Genomic DNA, 16,886 nt, shown 5'->3' with positions numbered 1-16,886 from the left:
GCGCCAGAAGTGGATCGTCGACTTTACTACATCTGGACCGCCGACGGTTGGCTCTGCGTTTCCGCCGTCGTTGACCTGCTCTCCCGCCGGGTGATGGGCTGGTCGATGAAATCGCTACGCGGGAGACGATCCGCCGGTCGGAAAAGGGCGCTCACAGTCGGACTTCGTTCTCATGAGCTGGCGAAGAACGCCGCCAGCTGCGGCTGCCTCTTCGATCCCGATGGACGCGTGGTCATTGAAGTTGCGGTAGAGCACGAGGTCGTTGGTGTGACCTTGAAGAGAAAAACTCCTCAGGCGGCAAAAAAACCCACGGCTTTGGCAGCTCGCTTGCCGCGCACATGTCACGTAGGCAAAGGAGTTCCGCTTTGCCTGGTTGGCGCCCCGCCACCGTAATCTCCTGGCAATCAAGCTGGCCGATAGCGCAGTGCATGAGACAAGGCTCACACTCTCCAAGCCGCGCGCCGCGGCTCCATCGTCTGTTCCTGCTCGCCGCAGCGCTCATCCTGTCATCCTGCCAGGATGAGCAGCCTCCGGAGCGCGAAGCCCCGGCCGAGGTTTCAGTGATCCGGCTACGCCCGGAGAGCGTGTCGATCTCCGATCTCCTGCCCGGCCGCGTCGTGGCTTTTCGCACCGCCGAGATTAGGCCGCAGGTCGGTGGCGTCATCCGGGAGAGCCTCTTCCGCCAAGGCAGCGAGGTCGCGGCCGGGCAGCCTCTGTTCCAGCTCGATCCCGCCCCTTTCGCGGCCGAGACGGCGATGGCTGCCGCGGCCCTACAGCGGACCGAGTCTGTGCTGAGCCGAGCGGAGATACAGGTTGGGCGGATCGAAACCTTGCTCAAGACCCATGCAGCCAGCCGGCAGGCGCATGAGGACGCGTTGGCGCTTCGGGCGCAGGCCGCGGCGGATGTGGCCCAGAGCCGGGCCGCGCTGGAGCGCCGCAGGCTCGATCTTGGCTTCACCACCATCCGCTCGCCGATCGCTGGTCGAATCGATCAGGCGCTGGCGAGCGAAGGGGCGCTGGCGGTGGTCAGCACGTCGCCGCTGGCGGTCGTGCAGCAGATCGACCGCGTCTATATCGATTTGCGCCAGCCGGCGCGCCGGTTGGACGAGCTTCGCGATCTGGCGCGCGCCGGCAGCCGGGACGATGGTGCCACCGTGGAGATTCTCTCGGGCGACGGGCAGCCCTATCCCGTCACTGGGAAGCTGCTCTTCTCCGGCATCGGCGTCGACCCGGGGACCAGTGAAGTGATTGTGCGGGTCGAGGCGGCCAATCCAGAGCGTTTCCTGCTGCCGGGCATGTTCGTGCGCGCCAGACTGCCGCGCGAGAGGCGGTCGGATGCACTGCTAGTGCCCCTCCAAGCGGTGAAACGTGACGGCAACGGTATCGCGCAGGTCGCCTTGGTCGCCGATGACGGCCAGATGCGCCTGCAAACGATCACGACCGGTGCCGAGGTCGACGGGCGGATCGTCATCGAGAGCGGCCTCAGCCCCGGCGATCAGGTCATCGTCGAGGGCCAGGACCGGCTGCAGCCGGGCATGCAGGTTAAAGCCATGCCGTGGCGCGCGGAGCGCATCGCCGGTGTGGATCCGCAGCGCTGATGTCCGGCTTCTTCATCGACCGTCAGGTCTTCGCCTGGGTGATCGCGATCACGATCGCGCTCGTCGGCGCCATCGCCATCCCGCAGCTTCCGACGGAACGCTATCCCGCCATCGCGCCGCCCGGCATCAGCATCTATGCGACCTATCCCGGCGCCTCGCCGCAGACGATAAACGACGGCGTGGTCGGCTTGATTGAGCGCGAGCTCTCGAGCGTGCGCAACATGCTCTATTTCGAAAGCTCCGCCGACACCTCGGGTTCCGCGACGATCACGGCGACGTTCAAACCGGGTACTAGCCCCGAACTGGCGCAGGTCGACGTGCAGAACCGACTAAAGGCGGTCGAGCCGCGCCTGCCGCAGGCGGTGCGGCAGCTCGGCCTGACGGTCGAGGCTGTCGCCTCGGGCTTCCTGCTGCTGTTGGATATTGAATCGCCCGACGGGAAGCACGACGAGGCGACGCTCGGCGACTACGCTGTGCGGAACGTCGCCGACGAGCTCAAGCGCGTTGCGGGCGTCGGGCGCGTCCAGCTCTTCACCACCGAGCGCGCGATGCGGGTCTGGATCGATCCCGCCAAGCTCTCGGCCCATGCGCTCGCCTTCGGCGACGTCACCGCCGCGATCGCCCAGCAGAACGTGCAGATCGCGCCGGGCGCGATCGGGGCCGAGCCCACAACCGGGACCCAGCGCGTCACCGTGCCGCTCGGCGTCGACGGAAGGCTGCGGACGCCGGAGCAGTTCCGGGCGATCGTGCTGCGCGCCAATGCAGACGGATCGAGCCTGACACTGGGCGAGGTCGCCAGGGTCGAGCTGGGTTCGCAATCCTACATGTATGCCAGCCGCTCCAACGGCAAACCGGTCGCGACGCTTGCGGTGCAGCTCGCGCCCGGAGCAAACGCAGTGACGACCTCCGCGGCCATCGCGGCCCGGATGGCCGACCTCGCGAAGGCGATGCCGCGGGGCATGTCCTATTCGATCCCCTTCGATACCGCGCCTTTCGTGCGCATATCGATCGAGAAGGTGCTCGCGACCCTGTTCGAGGCGATGGCGCTCGTCTTCCTGGTGATGTTCCTGTTCCTGCAGAAGATCCGCTACACGCTGATCCCGGCGATCGTGGCTCCGATCGCGCTGCTCGGCACCTTCGCGGTGATGCTGGCGGCGGGCTATTCGATCAACGTGCTGACGATGTTCGGCATGGTGCTGGCGATCGGCATCATCGTCGACGACGCGATCGTGGTGGTCGAGAACGTCGAGCGGATCATGGCGTATGAAGGGCTCTCGCCGCGTGCCGCGACGCGCAAGGCCATGGGCGAGATCACGGGCGCGGTGATCGGCATCACGCTCGTGCTCTCGGCGGTCTTCGTGCCCATGGCGCTGGCGGCCGGCTCTGTCGGCGTCATTTACCGCCAGTTCGCGCTCGCGATGGCGGTGTCGATCCTGTTCTCCGCTTTCCTGGCCCTGACGCTGACCCCGGCCCTGTGCGCGACCATACTAAAGCCGTCGCCGGAGCATGGCGCGAAGAAGGGCTTCTTTGGCTGGTTCGACCGGCGTTTCGAGCGGCTGACGCAGCGCTACGAACGCTCCGTTGCGGGGCTGGTGCGCCGCCCGCTGCGCATGATGGCTGGCTTCACGGCTCTGCTCGCCCTGCTCGGGCTGGCTTTCGCGAAGCTACCGTCCGCCTTCCTGCCGGAAGAGGACCAAGGCTATTTCTTGACCTCGATTCAGCTCCCGCCGGACGCTACGGCGAACCGTACGCGTGAAGCGGTCGAGACAATCGAGCGGCACAACGCCACCCGGCCGGCCGTTAGGCACACGGAGAGCATCATGGGGTTCGGCTTCTCGGGCGCGGGCGCGAATGTCGCGATGATCTACACCATGCTGGAAGACTGGAAGCTCCGCAAAGGCGCCACGGCCGCCAACGAGGTCGCGCGGGCCAATGTGGCCGCGCGCGCGATCCGCGAGGGCAGCGTCATCAGCATGCTGCCGCCAGCAATTGAGGGGTTGGGCACGACCTCTGGATTCGCGCTGCGGCTGGAGGATCGCGCTGGCCGGGGCGCCGCCGCGCTCGCCGCTGCGAAGACGCAGCTCCTGACCGCGGCGGCCCGGAGCCCTGTCCTCACCGGCGTCTACGAAGAGGGGCTGCCCTCCGGCAGCCGCATCCGGCTGGAAATCGATCGGCAGAAAGCCCAGGTGCTCGGAGTGGGCTTCACGACGATTGCCGATACGCTGAGCGCGGCGATGGGCTCCTCGTACGTCAATGACTTCCCCAATCTCGGCCGGATACAGCAGGTAATCGTGCAGGCGGACGCGGCAGCGCGCATGAAGCTCGACGACGTGCTGCAATTGCGGGTCCGCAACGCGGCAGGCGACACGGTGCCGCTCTCCGAGCTCGTCACGCCCGCATGGGAAAGCGGGCCGCTGCAGCTCGTGCGCTACAATGGCTACCCTGCAACTCGGATTACCGGCTCGGCCGCGCCGGGCCGCTCCAGCGGCGAGGCGATGCGCGAGATGGAAAGGCTGGCCGGCGGGCTGCCGCCGGGCTTCGCCGTCGAGTGGACGGGCCAGTCCCTGGAGGAAGTGCAAGCGGGCGCGCAGGCGCCGATGCTGCTCGCCTTCTCCATGCTGGTCGTCTTCCTCGTCCTCGCGGCGCTCTATGAAAGCTGGTCGATGCCGCTCTCGGTGATGCTGGTGGTTCCGCTCGGCCTACTCGGCGCGGTCGTCGCCGTCATGCTGCGCGACATGCCCAACGACGTGTTCTTCAATGTCGGCCTCGTCACCATCATCGGGCTTTCGGCCAAGAACGCCATCCTGATCGTCGAATTCGCCAAGGCCGGCCGCGACCGCGGCCTGACCGCCACGCAGGCCGCGATTGATGCGGCACGGCTCAGGCTGCGCCCGATCGTGATGACCAGCCTCGCCTTTACGCTCGGCATCGTCCCGCTCATGGTTGCCGAAGGGGCCGGCAAGGAAACGCAGCAGTCGATCGGTACCGGCGTGTTCGGCGGCATGATCAGCGCGACAGTGCTTGCCGTGATGTTCGTGCCGGTCTTCTTCGTGATCGTAAGCGCGCTCGCCGACAAGCTGCGCCGCTCGCGCAAAACGCGCGTCTTGTCGAAAGGTCAGGACAGCCGGCCGTGACTGGGCCGCAAGGAGAGCGTGTCCCTTCTCGCGGACGGTGTCGAGCGGGACTGTTTTCGTGTGTTCCCTGCTTAACGTCGGACGGATCGCGGCCGTGCCTGTCGTCGCTCTACTGGCAAAGATGGGGGCTGCCGGAGGCGGCGTCATTCGCCAGGGCTCATGACCTTCTCGAACTTGAGCATGCCCCCGGGCAGCGGAGGCTGCTCGGGATGGTGCGGGTCGGGATGGCCCGCATGGTAATAGGCGACGATCCTAAAGCCGCATTTGTTGACGTAGAAATGGATGTTGCGCTTCTCGAAATAGGGCGTGTGCGTCGTCCAGACCTTCGTTGCGGGGTAGCGGGCCTCGATCGCGCCCCAGGCTTCCCGGCCGATGCCACGGCCTTCGGCGCCCGTGGCGACGAAAAAAAGATCGAGCGAGTTGTCCTGGGTCGCGCGGTCGATCGAGATGACGGCTCCGCCGATGCGCCGGCCATCGGCCAGGACGTGAAGGACCTCCGCGTCCGGGTCCTCGAAGGCTTCGGCGACATCCTCGTTGGGCGGGATCGCTCCCTCACCGAGGAAGCCGAACTCCGCGACGACGGCCACGGCGAAGGCCTTCTGCAATTCCTCCCTGAACAGCACCAGCTCGGCGGCCGTCACGGGTTCGAGGGTGATCCGTGGTTGGGTCATGATTTGCTCCGTGTCTTGCCGTCCGGGAGGGCGGGCGCGCCATCTTCCGGCATCATTGTCCGTGGCATACGGCGAGGAGGAGTAGGGGATCCGAAAAAAAAGCCGAGCAGGATGCGCAATGCCGCGAGAATCCGCAGCAGCAGCTGAAGCCGCTGGCTTTGCGGCCCCGGCGACGCCTGCTTCGTCGATGCTCGCGAAAATCTCATGGGCATGCCGCCCGCATCAAGCGCCCGGCGGTTGCGCGAACATTACAAGGCACATCGAACGGGAACAGGAGGCGGCGGCGTAATCTTCGTGTAAGGATTTCCGCCAAGAACGGTCCCATTAAGGAAGGAAAGTTCGCTGGTGCGCTTGCTCGTCGTAGAGGATGATGTCGATCTCGGCCCTTGGCTCCGCGAGGCACTGGAAAGAGCGTTCGGCGGGGCTGATCTGGTCGCAACGCTCGACGAGGCGTGCGCCGCGCTGAAGGTGCGCCATTTCGACTTGGTCGTGATGGATCGGCGCCTGCCCGACGGGGACGCGATCACCTTGATCCCGACCATGCGTAGGCTTAATCCCCGCCCGAGTATTCTAGTCCTGACTGCCCTCGACGACCCCAACGACATCGCGAAGGCACTCGACGCTGGCGCCGACGACTATTTGGCAAAGCCCTTCGAGCCGGTGGAGCTGATCGCGCGCGCCAAAGCGATTCTCCGGCGCAGCCAGCTCGACCAGAAAGGTGTTTCGAGCGTCGCCAATCTCCGTTTCGACACCTTCGCCCGGATGGCTTATGTCGATGATGAGCCGCTGATTCTGCCACGCAGGGAACTCGCGTTGCTCGAAGCTCTGATGCGGCGCACGGGCCAGGTCGTCCTGCGTGAAAGCCTCGATAACGCGGTCTATGGTTTTGACGACGAAATCCAGTCCAACGCGATCGACGCCCATCTGTCGCGCCTGCGCAAGCGCTTGCGGGAACGTGGCTGCAAAGCCGAGATCAAGCCGCTGCGCGGGATCGGCTATCTGATGACGGACGGACGATGAAGCTCGCCAGCCGGTCAATTGCCACATCGGCAGCCATGTTGCTCGGTGGCCTGATCTCGGCTTTTCTGTTCTGCCTTGTAATGGGGTTTATCGCCTTCTACGGCGATGAGGGTGACGTCGCCCAATACGACATCGCGACCGAGATCCAGCGCTCGGTCGAAATGGATGACAGCGGCCAGCTTGGCATAAAGCCAAATGCGAAGCTGATGGCGTTCCATCGTCAGTTTCCGCGGCTGTGGTACCTGGTTACTACGCCACAATCTCATGTGTCATATGGTCCGGTGCCAGCCCGGGTTCTGGCGAGCAAAGGTGTTTGGGACCCGCCGCAGGCGCGCTCGGCCTATGACACCGAAGGCGATTCCTTGCGCCTAAGCCGCTCCGCGCGCGTGGGTACCGACTCGAAATTCCTCATCGAGCTCGGGGGAGCCGCCTACAGCAGCACCGAGGTTGTCATGTCGATTCTCAGGGAGCCTGACATGACTTCGATCATGCTGGCTGCCGTCGTCACGATCATCATTTTGACAACCATTCTGGTGGTTCCCGCCTTGATCGTGCGCCCCGTCCTTCGCGCCGCTGCCGCGGCCGAAGATATCGGTTCCAAGGATGGAGTGCGGCTGCCGATCGAGAGCCAGCCATCTGAGCTGAGGCCCCTGGCGCTCGCCTTTAACCGTGCTTTGGATCGGATCGATGCGGCGACGGCCGAGCAGCGGCGCTTTCTGTCCAACGCGGCCCACGAGCTGCGGACGCCGCTCACTCGCCTGCGAACCCGGCTCGAACGTGTCGAGGACAAAGAGGTCAGGGCTGAGCTCGTCGGCGGACTCCAATCCCTGTCTGGAACAGTCACGATGCTGCTGCAGCTCGCGCGCCTGACCTCGCAGCCGACGGAGATGGCCCGGATCGACCTTGCAGCGACCGCTCGCGATGCGGCCGTGCGAGAGGTGCCGACGGCGCTGGCGGGTGGAGTTGATCTCGAATTTCGCGGCGATGCGACTGAGATGATCTCCGGCTCGGCTCAGGCTATCGGCATCGGCCTGTCTAATCTTATCCGGAATGCGATTCAGCATGGCGGAGGCGGCGGGCGAGTGATCGTCGAGGTTGGCTCACCCCGCCGGGTGTCGGTGATCGATTTCGGGCCAGGGTTGGGTACAGCCTACCAAGGCCGAGCAGTCATGGAACCCTTCGCGCGCGGCAAGCAGGATAGTTCAGGCACAGGGCTCGGACTGGCAATCGTCGCACAGGTGGCGGCGCTCCACGGCGGGCTATTCTCAATCGACAAGACACCCGGCGGCGGCTCAACCGCGACATTGACCTTTCCGGGCTGAAGCTTCGCGATGTGATGTAATGAGCCGGTAATCCTCGGGTCGAGAATGGCTGATGTCATTGAGACACGAGGACCATTATGCGTACGCCCGCAAGAACCCTTCTTTGCGCTCTCTTCGCCAGCAGCCTTCTCGCCTCATCAGGATCCCAGGCACGTCCGCGCGGCGAGAATCTGGTTGCCGGCGCGCTCGCCGGTGTTGCTGTCGGCGTCATCGCCGGATCGGTGTTCGCGCCGCCGCCCCCGCGCTATCATGTCTACCGAGTTCGCCCCGGGTGGGACGGCTATCCCCCGCCGTATATCGAGCACGATTGGGATGATCCGTCGGATGAGGACCGGGACGACTGATCCTGTCTCACTGCGTTCCCCCGGTCATGCCCGCACCCTGACGGGCGCGCCTTATTCTCTCAATCAATAGTGACCTTTGCCATGTCCGCCTTTCGCGACCAAATTGGTCGGCCGCAAACAAGGGCCGTGCAGTCCCGCCTCCTGCACGCGGTGGCTCGGCTGCTTCGACCGTTCTGGCACCTTATTCTGCTCACCACCGTCGCCGGCGGCGCCGGTGGCATCGCGATGGCCTGGGTGCTGTCGATCATCAACGGTGCGCTCGCCTCGGCCACGTCGGCAGGCGTCCTGATCGGGCTTGCCGGGCTATGCACGCTCAGCCTGGCGGGCCAACTCATCGCCGGCATCGGCAATAGCCTGCTGGGCCAACGCATCGTCGCCCGGCTGCGACAGGACGTGAGCGGCCGGATTTTGCGCGCCCCTCTCAGCCAGATCGAGCAGATGAAGAGCCCGCGGCTGCTCGCCGTGCTCAATGGTGACGTCGAAAAGATTTCCGAGCTGGGCAATCATTTCGCCGGCTACACCACCGCGCTCGCCATCGTTCTAGGCTGCCTTTTCTATCTTGCCGCGCTTTCGCTGCCGATGTTGGGATTCGCTCTGCTGCTGGTGGCTCTCGGCGGAGCGCTCAACAATGCGGCGATGCGGCACTGGCTCGCCCGCTTCGACGAGGCGCGTGGCCTGGAGGATCAACTCCAGCGGCAGTATCGCGGGATCATCGAGGGGGCCAAGGAGCTGCGCCTCAACCGCGTTCGCCGCGAGCAAGTTGAACATAGCGGCATCGGTACGCTCACCAAACGCATTGCGTCGCTCAATGGCCGCGCATTCGCTGCCGATGTTGGGATTCGCTCTGCTGCTGGTGGCTCTCGGCGGAGCGCTCAACAATGCGGCGATGCGGCACTGGCTCGCCCGCTTCGACGAGGCGCGTGGCCTGGAGGATCAACTCCAGCGGCAGTATCGCGGGATCATCGAGGGGGCCAAGGAGCTGCGCCTCAACCGCGTTCGCCGCGAGCAAGTTGAACATAGCGGCATCGGTACGCTCACCAAACGCATTGCGTCGCTCAATGGCCGCGCATTCGCTATCTTCTGGGCCGTCGACACCATCAGCGTCGCGCTGATCTTCGTCTTCGTCGGTGCTGTGCTGGCGTTGCGGCCCTATCTCGGCATCGAAAACGAGGCGATCACGGGCTTCATCATCGTCATGCTGTTCGCCAAGGGGCCGATCGAGGAACTCGCCAGCGCGCTGCCCGTGTTAAGTCAGGCGCAGATCGCCTTTCGGCGTATCAGCGCACTCACGGCGAGCCTCGCCGAGGGGGGCCTGCAGATCGACGGACCGCAGGCGAGCTTCCGTTTCCGCGACAGCCTCGCCTTGGACGGCGTGCGCTACCTGTTCCCCGGCGCAGCGAGAGACGCCGGCTTCGCGCTCGACATTCCCCATCTGGTCATCAGGCGCGGCGAGGTCACCTTCATCGTCGGCGGAAACGGCAGCGGCAAGACGACGCTGATCAAGATCTTGCTCGGCCTCTATCAGCCGCGCTCCGGCGCCGTGCTTCTGGACGGCGAGCCCATTTCCGCCGCGGAGCTCGACGGCTATCGCCAACTCTTCTCGGGAGTTTTTGCCGATTATCACCTCTTCGACGAGCTGATAGTGGGCCCAGGCGGAGAGGCGCGGGTGAGTGCCTGGCTGCGGCGGCTCGGCCTCGCCGATGCGGTGGAGTTTCGGGACGGGCGCTTTTCGACAACCGATCTGTCGACCGGGCAGCGCAAGCGGTTGGCATTTATCCATGCCGTTCTCGAGGATCGCCCGATCCTGATGTTCGACGAATGGGCGGCGGATCAGGACCCGGGCTTCCGCAGGCTGTTCTATCGCGAGCTGCTGCCCGAGCTGCGCAAGATCGGCAAGACCGTGATCGCGGTCTCGCATGACGACCGCTATTTCGACGCAGCCGACCGCGTCGTCCACATGGCGCACGGACGCATCACCGGCATCGAGCAGTCCCGAAACGGCCTCGCGGGCGAGGCGATGACCGCCAGGGAGGAGAACCCCGCGTAATGTTCGCGTAATCGCCTCCGGCAAGATGCCGCCATGCCCAGAAGGGTTTTCACCTGCCGGATTGCAGCTGCCGTCCGCATCCTCGCTTCGCGCAACACAGCCGGCCGCAAAGCCGAGGCCCTGGCGCCGGCGAGGGTGTCGACGCGCCCGATGAAGACAGACGATGCATCAGCGCCCCGCTTCCATGCCCATTTCCCGCCATTGGTTCGCATGGCTGCCACGCAACGGCCGGGCACGGGCGACCCTCCGCTCCGGGCGGGGCATCCTCTGGGCAGCGACGATCGCAGGCGCGCTATCCGGCTGTTCGGCGATCGAGCCAATCGTCGGCGAAGCGCCGAATCTGCCGGCGAGCTACGCTCGGGAGGTCGCTACCGGCCCGCGTAGGGACCTGAAGGGCTGGTGGCGCCAGTTTCATGACCCGGTGCTCGATCGCCTCGTCGCGCAGGCGGGTCGTCAGAACCTCTCGATCGCGCAGGCGAAGGCGCGTCTCGCTGCCGGCCGCAGCCAGGCGGGGACGGCGCAGTCGCTTTTCCTCCCGACGGTCGGTGGCAGCGGCCAAGCCCTCGCAGGCAATTCGCGCGAGGAGATTGTGGATCCGCTGCGCCGTCCGCTGCTGGCTGGCTTCGATACGAGCTGGGATGCCGGCCTGTTCGGTCTCTCGGAAAGCACCGAAAAAGCCGCCGCCGCTTCCAGAGCCATCGCTGGTGACGAGCTCGAGGCGGTCCGCATCGCGGTGACGGCCGAGGTCGCCGCGGCCTATATCGGCCTGCGTTCTGCTCAGCACCAGCGGGAGCTCTCGACAGCGCTCGTCGCGGCTCAGGAGCGGCGCGTTCGGCTCGCTCGCGGCAGGGCCAAGGCCGGCATGACCTCGCCCGGCGAGGACATCGATAGCGTCACGTCCCTCGGCGAGGCGCAGGTCGACCTCGCCCGGCTCGACGCCCGCGCGGCGGCGCTGCGCCAGCAGATCGCGACGCTGCTGGGCGTTGTCACGCCGGATCCTGCCCTGGACCGGGCGGCACCCCAGCCGGTCTCGCCGGGCACGCCCGCGGCGGGACGCCCCGCCGACCTGCTGAGGGCGCGGCCGGACGTGCGCGCGGCTGAGCAGAGGGTCCTGAAGGCAGCTGCCGAGGTCGGGATCGCGAAGGCCGATCTCCATCCGAAACTGCGGCTCAGCGGCACGATCGGCCTCGGCGGCCCTTCCATCGGCTCGCCTTTCGGCCTCGCCGGCGGACCCTCGCTGCAGATCCCGCTGTTCGACTATGGCAGGCGCGAAGCAGCCGTCTATGCCCGGCGCGCCCTGCTCGACGAGGCGTTGGCCGCCTATCGGCAGACCGTCCTTACCGCTTATCAGGAAGCAGCTGGAGCGCTCGCGAATTGGCGCGCGGCGCACGAGGCCACGGAGCGACAGGCGTCCGCGATCGAAACGGAGCGGCGCGCGACGCGGCGGATGGGCGTCCTGCACCGGGAGGGGCTGGCCGACGCCGGAAAGCTCGCCGACGTTGAGGTCGGCCTGATCCTGGCCCGGCGGCGGTTAGCCGCTGCGAAGGAGGTCGAGGGATTATCGCTCGTCGTCCTCTTCAAGGCCCTGGGCGCGGCTGTTCCGGTATCGCAAGGTGAGGCGCGCGGCTGATGGCCGTCGCGCTCGCCCGCAAGACGCTCCTACATGAATGGCGGCGCTTCCTGCCCGCGGTGATGTCGGTCGGGTTTTCCGGCGTCCTCATCATCGTGCAGGGCGCGCTGCTGCTCGGCATCGTCGGCACGAACGCATTGCCGGTGACGCAATCGAGCGCCGATCTTTGGATCGGGTTTCCCGGCACGCAGAGCGCCGATCTCGGCCGCAGCATCGATGCTGGCGTCTCTGCCGAGCTGCTGGTCGATCCGCGGGTCGTCCGCGTCGAGCCGTTCCTCATGGGGACGGGCGACTGGCGAGGCCCTCGCGGAGGGGGCATCAGCGTGACGCTCCTCGGCATCGACACGCGTCCGGACGGGCTAGGACTGGCCAAGGCCTTATCGCCTGGGACGCGCGCACTCCTGGAGGAACCCGCCACGGTGCTGGTCGATGCAGGCGATCGCGACAAGCTCGCCACCGCGGTCGGTGAAGCCGCCGAGATCAACGGGCAGCGCGTCCGCGTCGTTGGCACGACCAACGACATGCGCGCGATGGGCGGCGTCAATGTCGTGGCCTCGCTCGCCACGGTGAGGGCGATCGACAAATCCCTCGCCGCTGCGGACAACGTGACCTACTACCTCGTGGGGCTACGCTCGCCCGAGGCCGCGACGACGGTTCGCAATCGGTTCTCCCAACACGAGAACCGAACACGGTTTGAGGTCTGGACCGCGGCAGATCTGGCGGAACGCTCCGTCCGCTACTGGCTGCTGGAATCCGGCGCCGGCGTGGGCTTCATCTTCGCGACGATCGTCGCCCTGCTCGTCGGAATCCTGATTACCAGCCAGACGCTGATGGCCGCGGTCGCGGCTTCCACGCCGCAATACGCCACGCTGCGGGCGATTGGCGTCTCCTTTCCGAAACTGCGCCGCATCGTGGTCGAGCAGGCTGGCTGGGTCGGGGCGGTCGGCCTGGCCTTTGGGCTGGCGGGTAGCCTCTTCGCGGCGCTGCTAGCACGCTTGAACGGCATTCCATTCGCGCTCGGGCCGGGCATCATGGTTCTTTCCGGCGGCCTTGTCCTCGCAGTCGCGCTGCTCGCGGGCCTGCTCGCCTTGCGCCGCCTGCGCCACGCCGACCCTGCTGCGTTGCTGCGATGACGCCGGAGATCTCGTTGAGCGCCGGCGCCCTGTCAAAATCCTATGTCGTCCAGAACATCCGGACGCAGGCGCTAAGCGATGTCTCGCTGACGCTTCATCCGGGTGAGCTCTCCCTGATCAGCGGGCCTTCCGGCTGCGGCAAGAGCACGCTTCTGTCGCTGATGAGCGGCCTCTCGCGGCCGGATCAAGGGTGGGTGCACGCGCTCGGGGTCGATCTCGGGCGGCTCGACGATGCGAAGCGGGACGCCTTCCGGCTGGCCCATTGCGGCTTCGTCTTCCAGGGGTTCAACCTGTTTCCGGCGCTGAACGCGCTGGAGCAGGTTCAGATCGTGCTCGACTACCAGGGCGTACCGCATTCGCAGGCGCAGCGCGGTGCCGCGCGGGCGCTCGAAATGGTCGGGCTCGGACACAGGCGCCATTTACGGCCCGCCGAGCTCTCGGGCGGCGAAAAACAGCGCGTGGCCATCGCCCGCGCCATCGTCAAGCGTCCGCGCCTGCTCTTTGCCGACGAGCCGACGAGCGCACTCGACAGCACGAACGGCGCCGCCGTCACCGACCTATTGCGCGAGATCGCGCATCGCAGCAGCGCGATCGTCGTCTGCGTTTCCCACGACCCGCGCCTGATCGCGCGCGCCGATCGCGTCCTCGAAATGGAGGACGGCCGCCTGCGCCACGATCGCCGCGGACGCTCCGGCCTTTCTTTCAAGGAGATCTCCCCATGAAGCTCGCGCGCTTCGCCACGGTCGCACCGGTCGTCCTGGCACTAACCTTCTCTGTGACCACCGGCATCCTGATGCTGACCGACAGCAGCCAGGCGGATGTCGAGCTGCAGACTGACGCGCCACGCATCGCCGCCGCCGCGCGCGGCCGTATCGAGATCGAGGGCGGGCTCTCGCGCATCCTCGCCACCCTCGATGGTCAGGTTGAGTCGGTTCTGGTCGCGGAAGGCCAGCGCGTCGAAGCGGGTGACGTGCTGGCGAAACTCGTTTCGCGCGATGCGGAGTTCGTGACCGCGGCAGCCGAAGCGGCCCTCAAGGAGGCGAAGTCGCGTCAGGCGGCGCTGGAAAGTCGGCGGGTCATGCAGGCGCGGCTTCTGGACCGCATGCGCCGGGCGGCGAAGGAACAGGCCGTCTCGCCACAGGCCCTCGACGAGGCGCAGGCCGCCATGGCGGCCCTTACCGGCGATCTCGGAAGCGCCGAGGCGGCGGTCGCGCTGGCCACCGCCAAGCGGGACGGTGCGCTGTACGAGCTTGAGCGCAGGCAGATTCGCGCGCCCCTGCCGGGGCGGGTCGCGCGCCGTTCGGTGAAAACCGGGGACGTCGTGTCGGCGACGATGCCGACGGAGATGTTCGTGGTCATCCCGGATGCGCCGCTGATCGTTCGCGCCGAAATCCAGGAGAATTTCGTCCGGCTGGTGAAGCCCGGCATGGTTGCCGAAATTGTCTCCGAGAGCGACGAGCGCATGAGCGCCAAGGGAAAGGTCCTCAGGGTCGGCGCTTTCCTCGACAATCGCCGCGCCGGCGAGAGCCCGACTGAACGCGCTGATGTGCGGGTAGCGGAAAGCGTCGTGCAACTCGACGCGCCCGACGCGTTCCTGATCGGCCAGCGGGTCTATGTGCGTTTCCGCAATCCGTGACGAACGGCCGGCGCGGCCATGGCACGTAATGCCCGCGTAACCCGCTCGCGACATCTCTCCCTGCAGACGCAATTCGACCGGAGATACCCCTTGTCAGTCAATGTGCCCGAAGACGCCTGGCCACCCTCAGTCGAGCCCGAGCTCGCTGCCCGCATCGTCGATGTGATCGTCAAGGAAGGGATGCTGGATCGGGCCGCAATGAAACCAGGCGCCACCCTTGATGAGCTGAACTTCGACTCACTGGAAGCCGTCATGGTGATCAACGGTATCGAGGACACCTTCGATGTCGAGATCGGCAGCGATCTGCAATGGGGCGAGGCTCGCAATCTCGGCGATCTCGTCGCCCTGCTAGCGGAGCACGTCAGGCGCGCGACACCCGCGCTCGAGTCATGACCTGCGTCGCCGTCACTGGCTTCGGGGTCGTGTCGGCCGCCGGGCTCGACCGCGGTGCCTTCGGCCGCTCGCTGTTCGAAGGGCGTAGCGCCGTCGGTGACCTCATGCTGCCGCGCTCGGTCGGGCGGCACTCCTTCCGGGCTGCGCAGATCGCCACCCTTCCGAGACGAGCGGCGGATATGGCTGGTGAAGGTCGTGCCTATGACCGTTTCAGCGTGCTTGCGCTACTGGCCGCCGAGGAGGCCATCGCTGCCGCGGGGCTCGACGAAGCCGATCTCGCCGGCGAACACACATCGGTGCTGCTGGGAACTGGCATCGGCGGTGCCACCGCGATCGACGATAGCCATTATGGTATTTATGCAGAGCAGCGTAGGCCCGATCCTCTGAACATTCCCAGGCTGATGGCCCATGCTGCGCCGGCTCTGCTGAGCCGCCGTTGGGGCTGCCGTGGTACCGTCCTAGCCGTATCGAGTGCGTGCGCCTCCGGCGCGCAGGCGATCGGGCTGGGCATGGGCTTCATCCGGGCCGGGCTTGCCGAGCGTGTGCTCGTCGGGGGCAGCGAAGCCTCTCTGACACCGGCTGCCATGCAGAGCTGGCGGGCGATGCGCGTTCTCACCTCGACGCGTTGCCGCCCTTTCAGCACGGCGCGCGACGGGATGGTGCTGGGCGAAGGCGCCGCAGTGTTCGTTCTGGAGAGCGAGCAATCAGCGCAGCGTCGCGGCGCGCCGATCCTTGCCCGCCTGCGCGGCTACGGCACGACATCCGATGCAGGCGATCTGGTGCGCCCTGATCCGGAGGGGGCGGCGGCGGCGATCCGGGCCGCGCTCGCGGATGCCGCTCTGCCGCCGCACGAAATTAACCACGTCAACGCGCATGGCACAGGCACACGTCTGAACGACGCCGCCGAAGCGCAGGCGCTCCAGGCCGTCTTCGGCGCCAATGCTGCGCGTATCCCGCTTTCCGCCACCAAGCCGATCCACGGTCATGCACTCGGTGCGTCGGGCGCAATTGAGCTCATTGCGACGATTCTTGCACTGCAGCACCGGAGCGCGCCGGGCACGCTCGGCTTCGAGGCGGGGCAGGGCGCCTTTCCGCTGTCGATCAGCGCGTCGAACCAGCCGATCGACGGCGCGATTGGCCTCAGCACCAGTTTCGCGTTCGGGGGCGTCAACGCCGCGCTCATCGTCGACGCTCCCGCTTTGGCGTCCCTGTAAGGCACTCCATGCCCTTCGCGCATCGCCCTTCACTGTCCTCGTCCTGGCAGGCCGTTGTCGATTTCGACGGAACGATCTCCTGTGACGACACGACCGATCGAGTGCTCCAGCGCTTCGCCGAACCGGGTTGGGAGGCAATCGAGGCGGAATGGCAGGCAGGGCTGATCAGCTCCCGCGCCTGTATGACGCGGCAGGTCGCGCTTCTGCGCGTCTCGCCTGAAGTACTCGACACCTTCGTCACAACGCTCGAGATCGATTACGGTTTTCCGGCCTTCGCGCTGCTCTGCCAACGCCACGGCATTCCCCTGACCATCGTCTCCGATGGGCTCGACAGGACGATCCGCACCATCATGAGGCGAACTGGTTTCGACCATATCCCCGTGATCGCGAACCGACTGGAGCCGACCGGCGGCGATCGCTGGCGGCTGACCTCCCCGCATTCGGCACCCGACGGGGCCTGTTCCAGCGGCACCTGCAAGTGCCGCGTCGCTGCCAAGCAGCCGCGACCTCTGACGCTGCTCTTCGGCGACGGGCGCTCGGATTACTGCCTGGCGGGCGAGGCAGACCTCGTCTTGGCCAAGAGCGGCCTAGCCGCCCATTGCCGGCAGGCCCGCATTCCCCACCACGCGGTCACGGATTTCGCCGAAGCCGCCGCGTGTCTGGAAGCCGTTCTGGCCGGCGCGCCGCTGCCACGTCAACCCGAGGACAAGATCAATGGCTAACACCGCTCTAAAGCATGCCGAC

Annotated in this window: 14 protein-coding genes and 1 pseudogene; 14 read left to right on the top strand and 1 reads right to left on the bottom strand. The window is 66.4% G+C overall.

What is annotated here, in order from left to right:
- The first annotated feature begins 428 nt into the window (after positions 1–428).
- Both C7450_RS04385 and C7450_RS04380 read left to right on the top strand, forming a co-directional pair.
- Positions 429–1,598, top strand: coding sequence for an efflux RND transporter periplasmic adaptor subunit (locus tag C7450_RS04385; protein ID WP_110373113.1), 1,170 nt, complete (start codon positions 429–431; stop codon positions 1,596–1,598).
- Positions 1,598–4,732 (top strand): multidrug efflux RND transporter permease subunit, encoded by a 3,135-nt coding sequence (locus C7450_RS04380; protein WP_110373112.1) that lies wholly within the window; start codon positions 1,598–1,600, stop codon positions 4,730–4,732. The genes C7450_RS04385 and C7450_RS04380 overlap by 1 nt, the downstream gene beginning before the upstream one ends.
- Before the next feature lie 143 nt (positions 4,733–4,875).
- Here C7450_RS04380 and C7450_RS04375 read toward each other — a convergent pair whose 3' ends face one another.
- Positions 4,876–5,403: a GNAT family N-acetyltransferase gene (locus C7450_RS04375; protein WP_110373111.1), complete on the bottom strand. Its 528-nt coding sequence runs from the start codon at positions 5,401–5,403 to the stop codon at positions 4,876–4,878.
- 345 nt (positions 5,404–5,748) lie between these two features.
- Here C7450_RS04375 and C7450_RS04370 point away from each other — a divergent pair, with 345 nt between their 5' ends.
- From C7450_RS04370 to C7450_RS04315, 12 genes and pseudogenes are all read left to right on the top strand, one after another.
- Positions 5,749–6,423, top strand: a complete 675-nt coding sequence (locus tag C7450_RS04370; RefSeq protein ID WP_110373110.1) for a response regulator — start codon at positions 5,749–5,751, stop codon at positions 6,421–6,423.
- Entirely contained in the window at positions 6,420–7,745 is a 1,326-nt protein-coding gene (locus C7450_RS04365) for a sensor histidine kinase (protein ID WP_110373109.1), read from the top strand. Before C7450_RS04370 ends, C7450_RS04365 begins: the two co-directional genes overlap by 4 nt.
- Positions 7,746–7,822: 77 nt before the next feature.
- Positions 7,823–8,089, top strand: coding sequence for a hypothetical protein (locus C7450_RS04360; RefSeq protein ID WP_110373108.1), 267 nt, complete (start codon positions 7,823–7,825; stop codon positions 8,087–8,089).
- 81 nt (positions 8,090–8,170) lie between these two features.
- Positions 8,171–8,737 (top strand): annotated as a pseudogene (locus tag C7450_RS34430) (ABC transporter transmembrane domain-containing protein); the annotation flags it as partial.
- Positions 8,738–8,918: 181 nt separating this feature from the next.
- On the top strand, positions 8,919–10,136 hold the full coding sequence (locus C7450_RS04350) for a cyclic peptide export ABC transporter (RefSeq protein ID WP_170147040.1): 1,218 nt from the start codon (positions 8,919–8,921) through the stop codon (positions 10,134–10,136).
- Between the two features lie 163 nt (positions 10,137–10,299).
- On the top strand, positions 10,300–11,766 hold the full coding sequence (locus C7450_RS04345; protein ID WP_110373105.1) for an efflux transporter outer membrane subunit: 1,467 nt from the start codon (positions 10,300–10,302) through the stop codon (positions 11,764–11,766).
- Positions 11,766–12,899 (top strand): ABC transporter permease, encoded by a 1,134-nt coding sequence (locus C7450_RS04340; protein WP_110373104.1) that lies wholly within the window; start codon positions 11,766–11,768, stop codon positions 12,897–12,899. The genes C7450_RS04345 and C7450_RS04340 overlap by 1 nt, the downstream gene beginning before the upstream one ends.
- A gap of 14 nt (positions 12,900–12,913) precedes the next feature.
- A complete protein-coding gene (locus C7450_RS04335; protein WP_245449467.1) occupies positions 12,914–13,621 on the top strand; it encodes an ABC transporter ATP-binding protein in 708 nt (235 codons plus the stop codon).
- A complete protein-coding gene (locus C7450_RS04330) occupies positions 13,618–14,535 on the top strand; it encodes an efflux RND transporter periplasmic adaptor subunit (RefSeq protein ID WP_110373102.1) in 918 nt (305 codons plus the stop codon). The genes C7450_RS04335 and C7450_RS04330 overlap by 4 nt, the downstream gene beginning before the upstream one ends.
- A gap of 90 nt (positions 14,536–14,625) precedes the next feature.
- Positions 14,626–14,928, top strand: coding sequence for an acyl carrier protein (locus C7450_RS04325; protein WP_170147039.1), 303 nt, complete (start codon positions 14,626–14,628; stop codon positions 14,926–14,928).
- Positions 14,925–16,142, top strand: coding sequence for a beta-ketoacyl-[acyl-carrier-protein] synthase family protein (locus C7450_RS04320; protein ID WP_170147038.1), 1,218 nt, complete (start codon positions 14,925–14,927; stop codon positions 16,140–16,142). Before C7450_RS04325 ends, C7450_RS04320 begins: the two co-directional genes overlap by 4 nt.
- Positions 16,143–16,150: 8 nt before the next feature.
- Positions 16,151–16,864, top strand: a complete 714-nt coding sequence (locus C7450_RS04315; protein ID WP_110373099.1) for an MtnX-like HAD-IB family phosphatase — start codon at positions 16,151–16,153, stop codon at positions 16,862–16,864.
- The last annotated feature ends 22 nt before the right edge of the window (positions 16,865–16,886 follow it).

The sequence above is a fragment of the Chelatococcus asaccharovorans genome (genome assembly GCF_003201475.1).
GTDB lineage: Bacteria > Pseudomonadota > Alphaproteobacteria > Rhizobiales > Beijerinckiaceae > Chelatococcus > Chelatococcus asaccharovorans.
Note: the sequence above shows the minus strand (reverse complement) of the source record. Positions and strands in the feature narration are given on the sequence as shown.

Bases quoted from the DNA above. Each gene is read 5' to 3' on its own strand.
- C7450_RS04385 (WP_110373113.1), top strand. From the start codon at position 429: ATGAGACAAGGCTCACACTCTCCAAGCCGCGCGCCGCGGCTCCATCGT.
- C7450_RS04380 (WP_110373112.1), top strand. From the start codon at position 1,598: ATGTCCGGCTTCTTCATCGACCGTCAGGTCTTCGCCTGGGTGATCGCG.
- C7450_RS04375 (WP_110373111.1), bottom strand. From the start codon at position 5,403: ATGACCCAACCACGGATCACCCTCGAACCCGTGACGGCCGCCGAGCTG.
- C7450_RS04365 (WP_110373109.1), top strand. From the start codon at position 6,420: ATGAAGCTCGCCAGCCGGTCAATTGCCACATCGGCAGCCATGTTGCTC.
- C7450_RS04360 (WP_110373108.1), top strand. From the start codon at position 7,823: ATGCGTACGCCCGCAAGAACCCTTCTTTGCGCTCTCTTCGCCAGCAGC.
- C7450_RS04350 (WP_170147040.1), top strand. From the start codon at position 8,919: ATGTTGGGATTCGCTCTGCTGCTGGTGGCTCTCGGCGGAGCGCTCAAC.
- C7450_RS04345 (WP_110373105.1), top strand. From the start codon at position 10,300: ATGCATCAGCGCCCCGCTTCCATGCCCATTTCCCGCCATTGGTTCGCA.
- C7450_RS04340 (WP_110373104.1), top strand. From the start codon at position 11,766: ATGGCCGTCGCGCTCGCCCGCAAGACGCTCCTACATGAATGGCGGCGC.
- C7450_RS04330 (WP_110373102.1), top strand. From the start codon at position 13,618: ATGAAGCTCGCGCGCTTCGCCACGGTCGCACCGGTCGTCCTGGCACTA.
- C7450_RS04320 (WP_170147038.1), top strand. From the start codon at position 14,925: ATGACCTGCGTCGCCGTCACTGGCTTCGGGGTCGTGTCGGCCGCCGGG.
- C7450_RS04315 (WP_110373099.1), top strand. From the start codon at position 16,151: ATGCCCTTCGCGCATCGCCCTTCACTGTCCTCGTCCTGGCAGGCCGTT.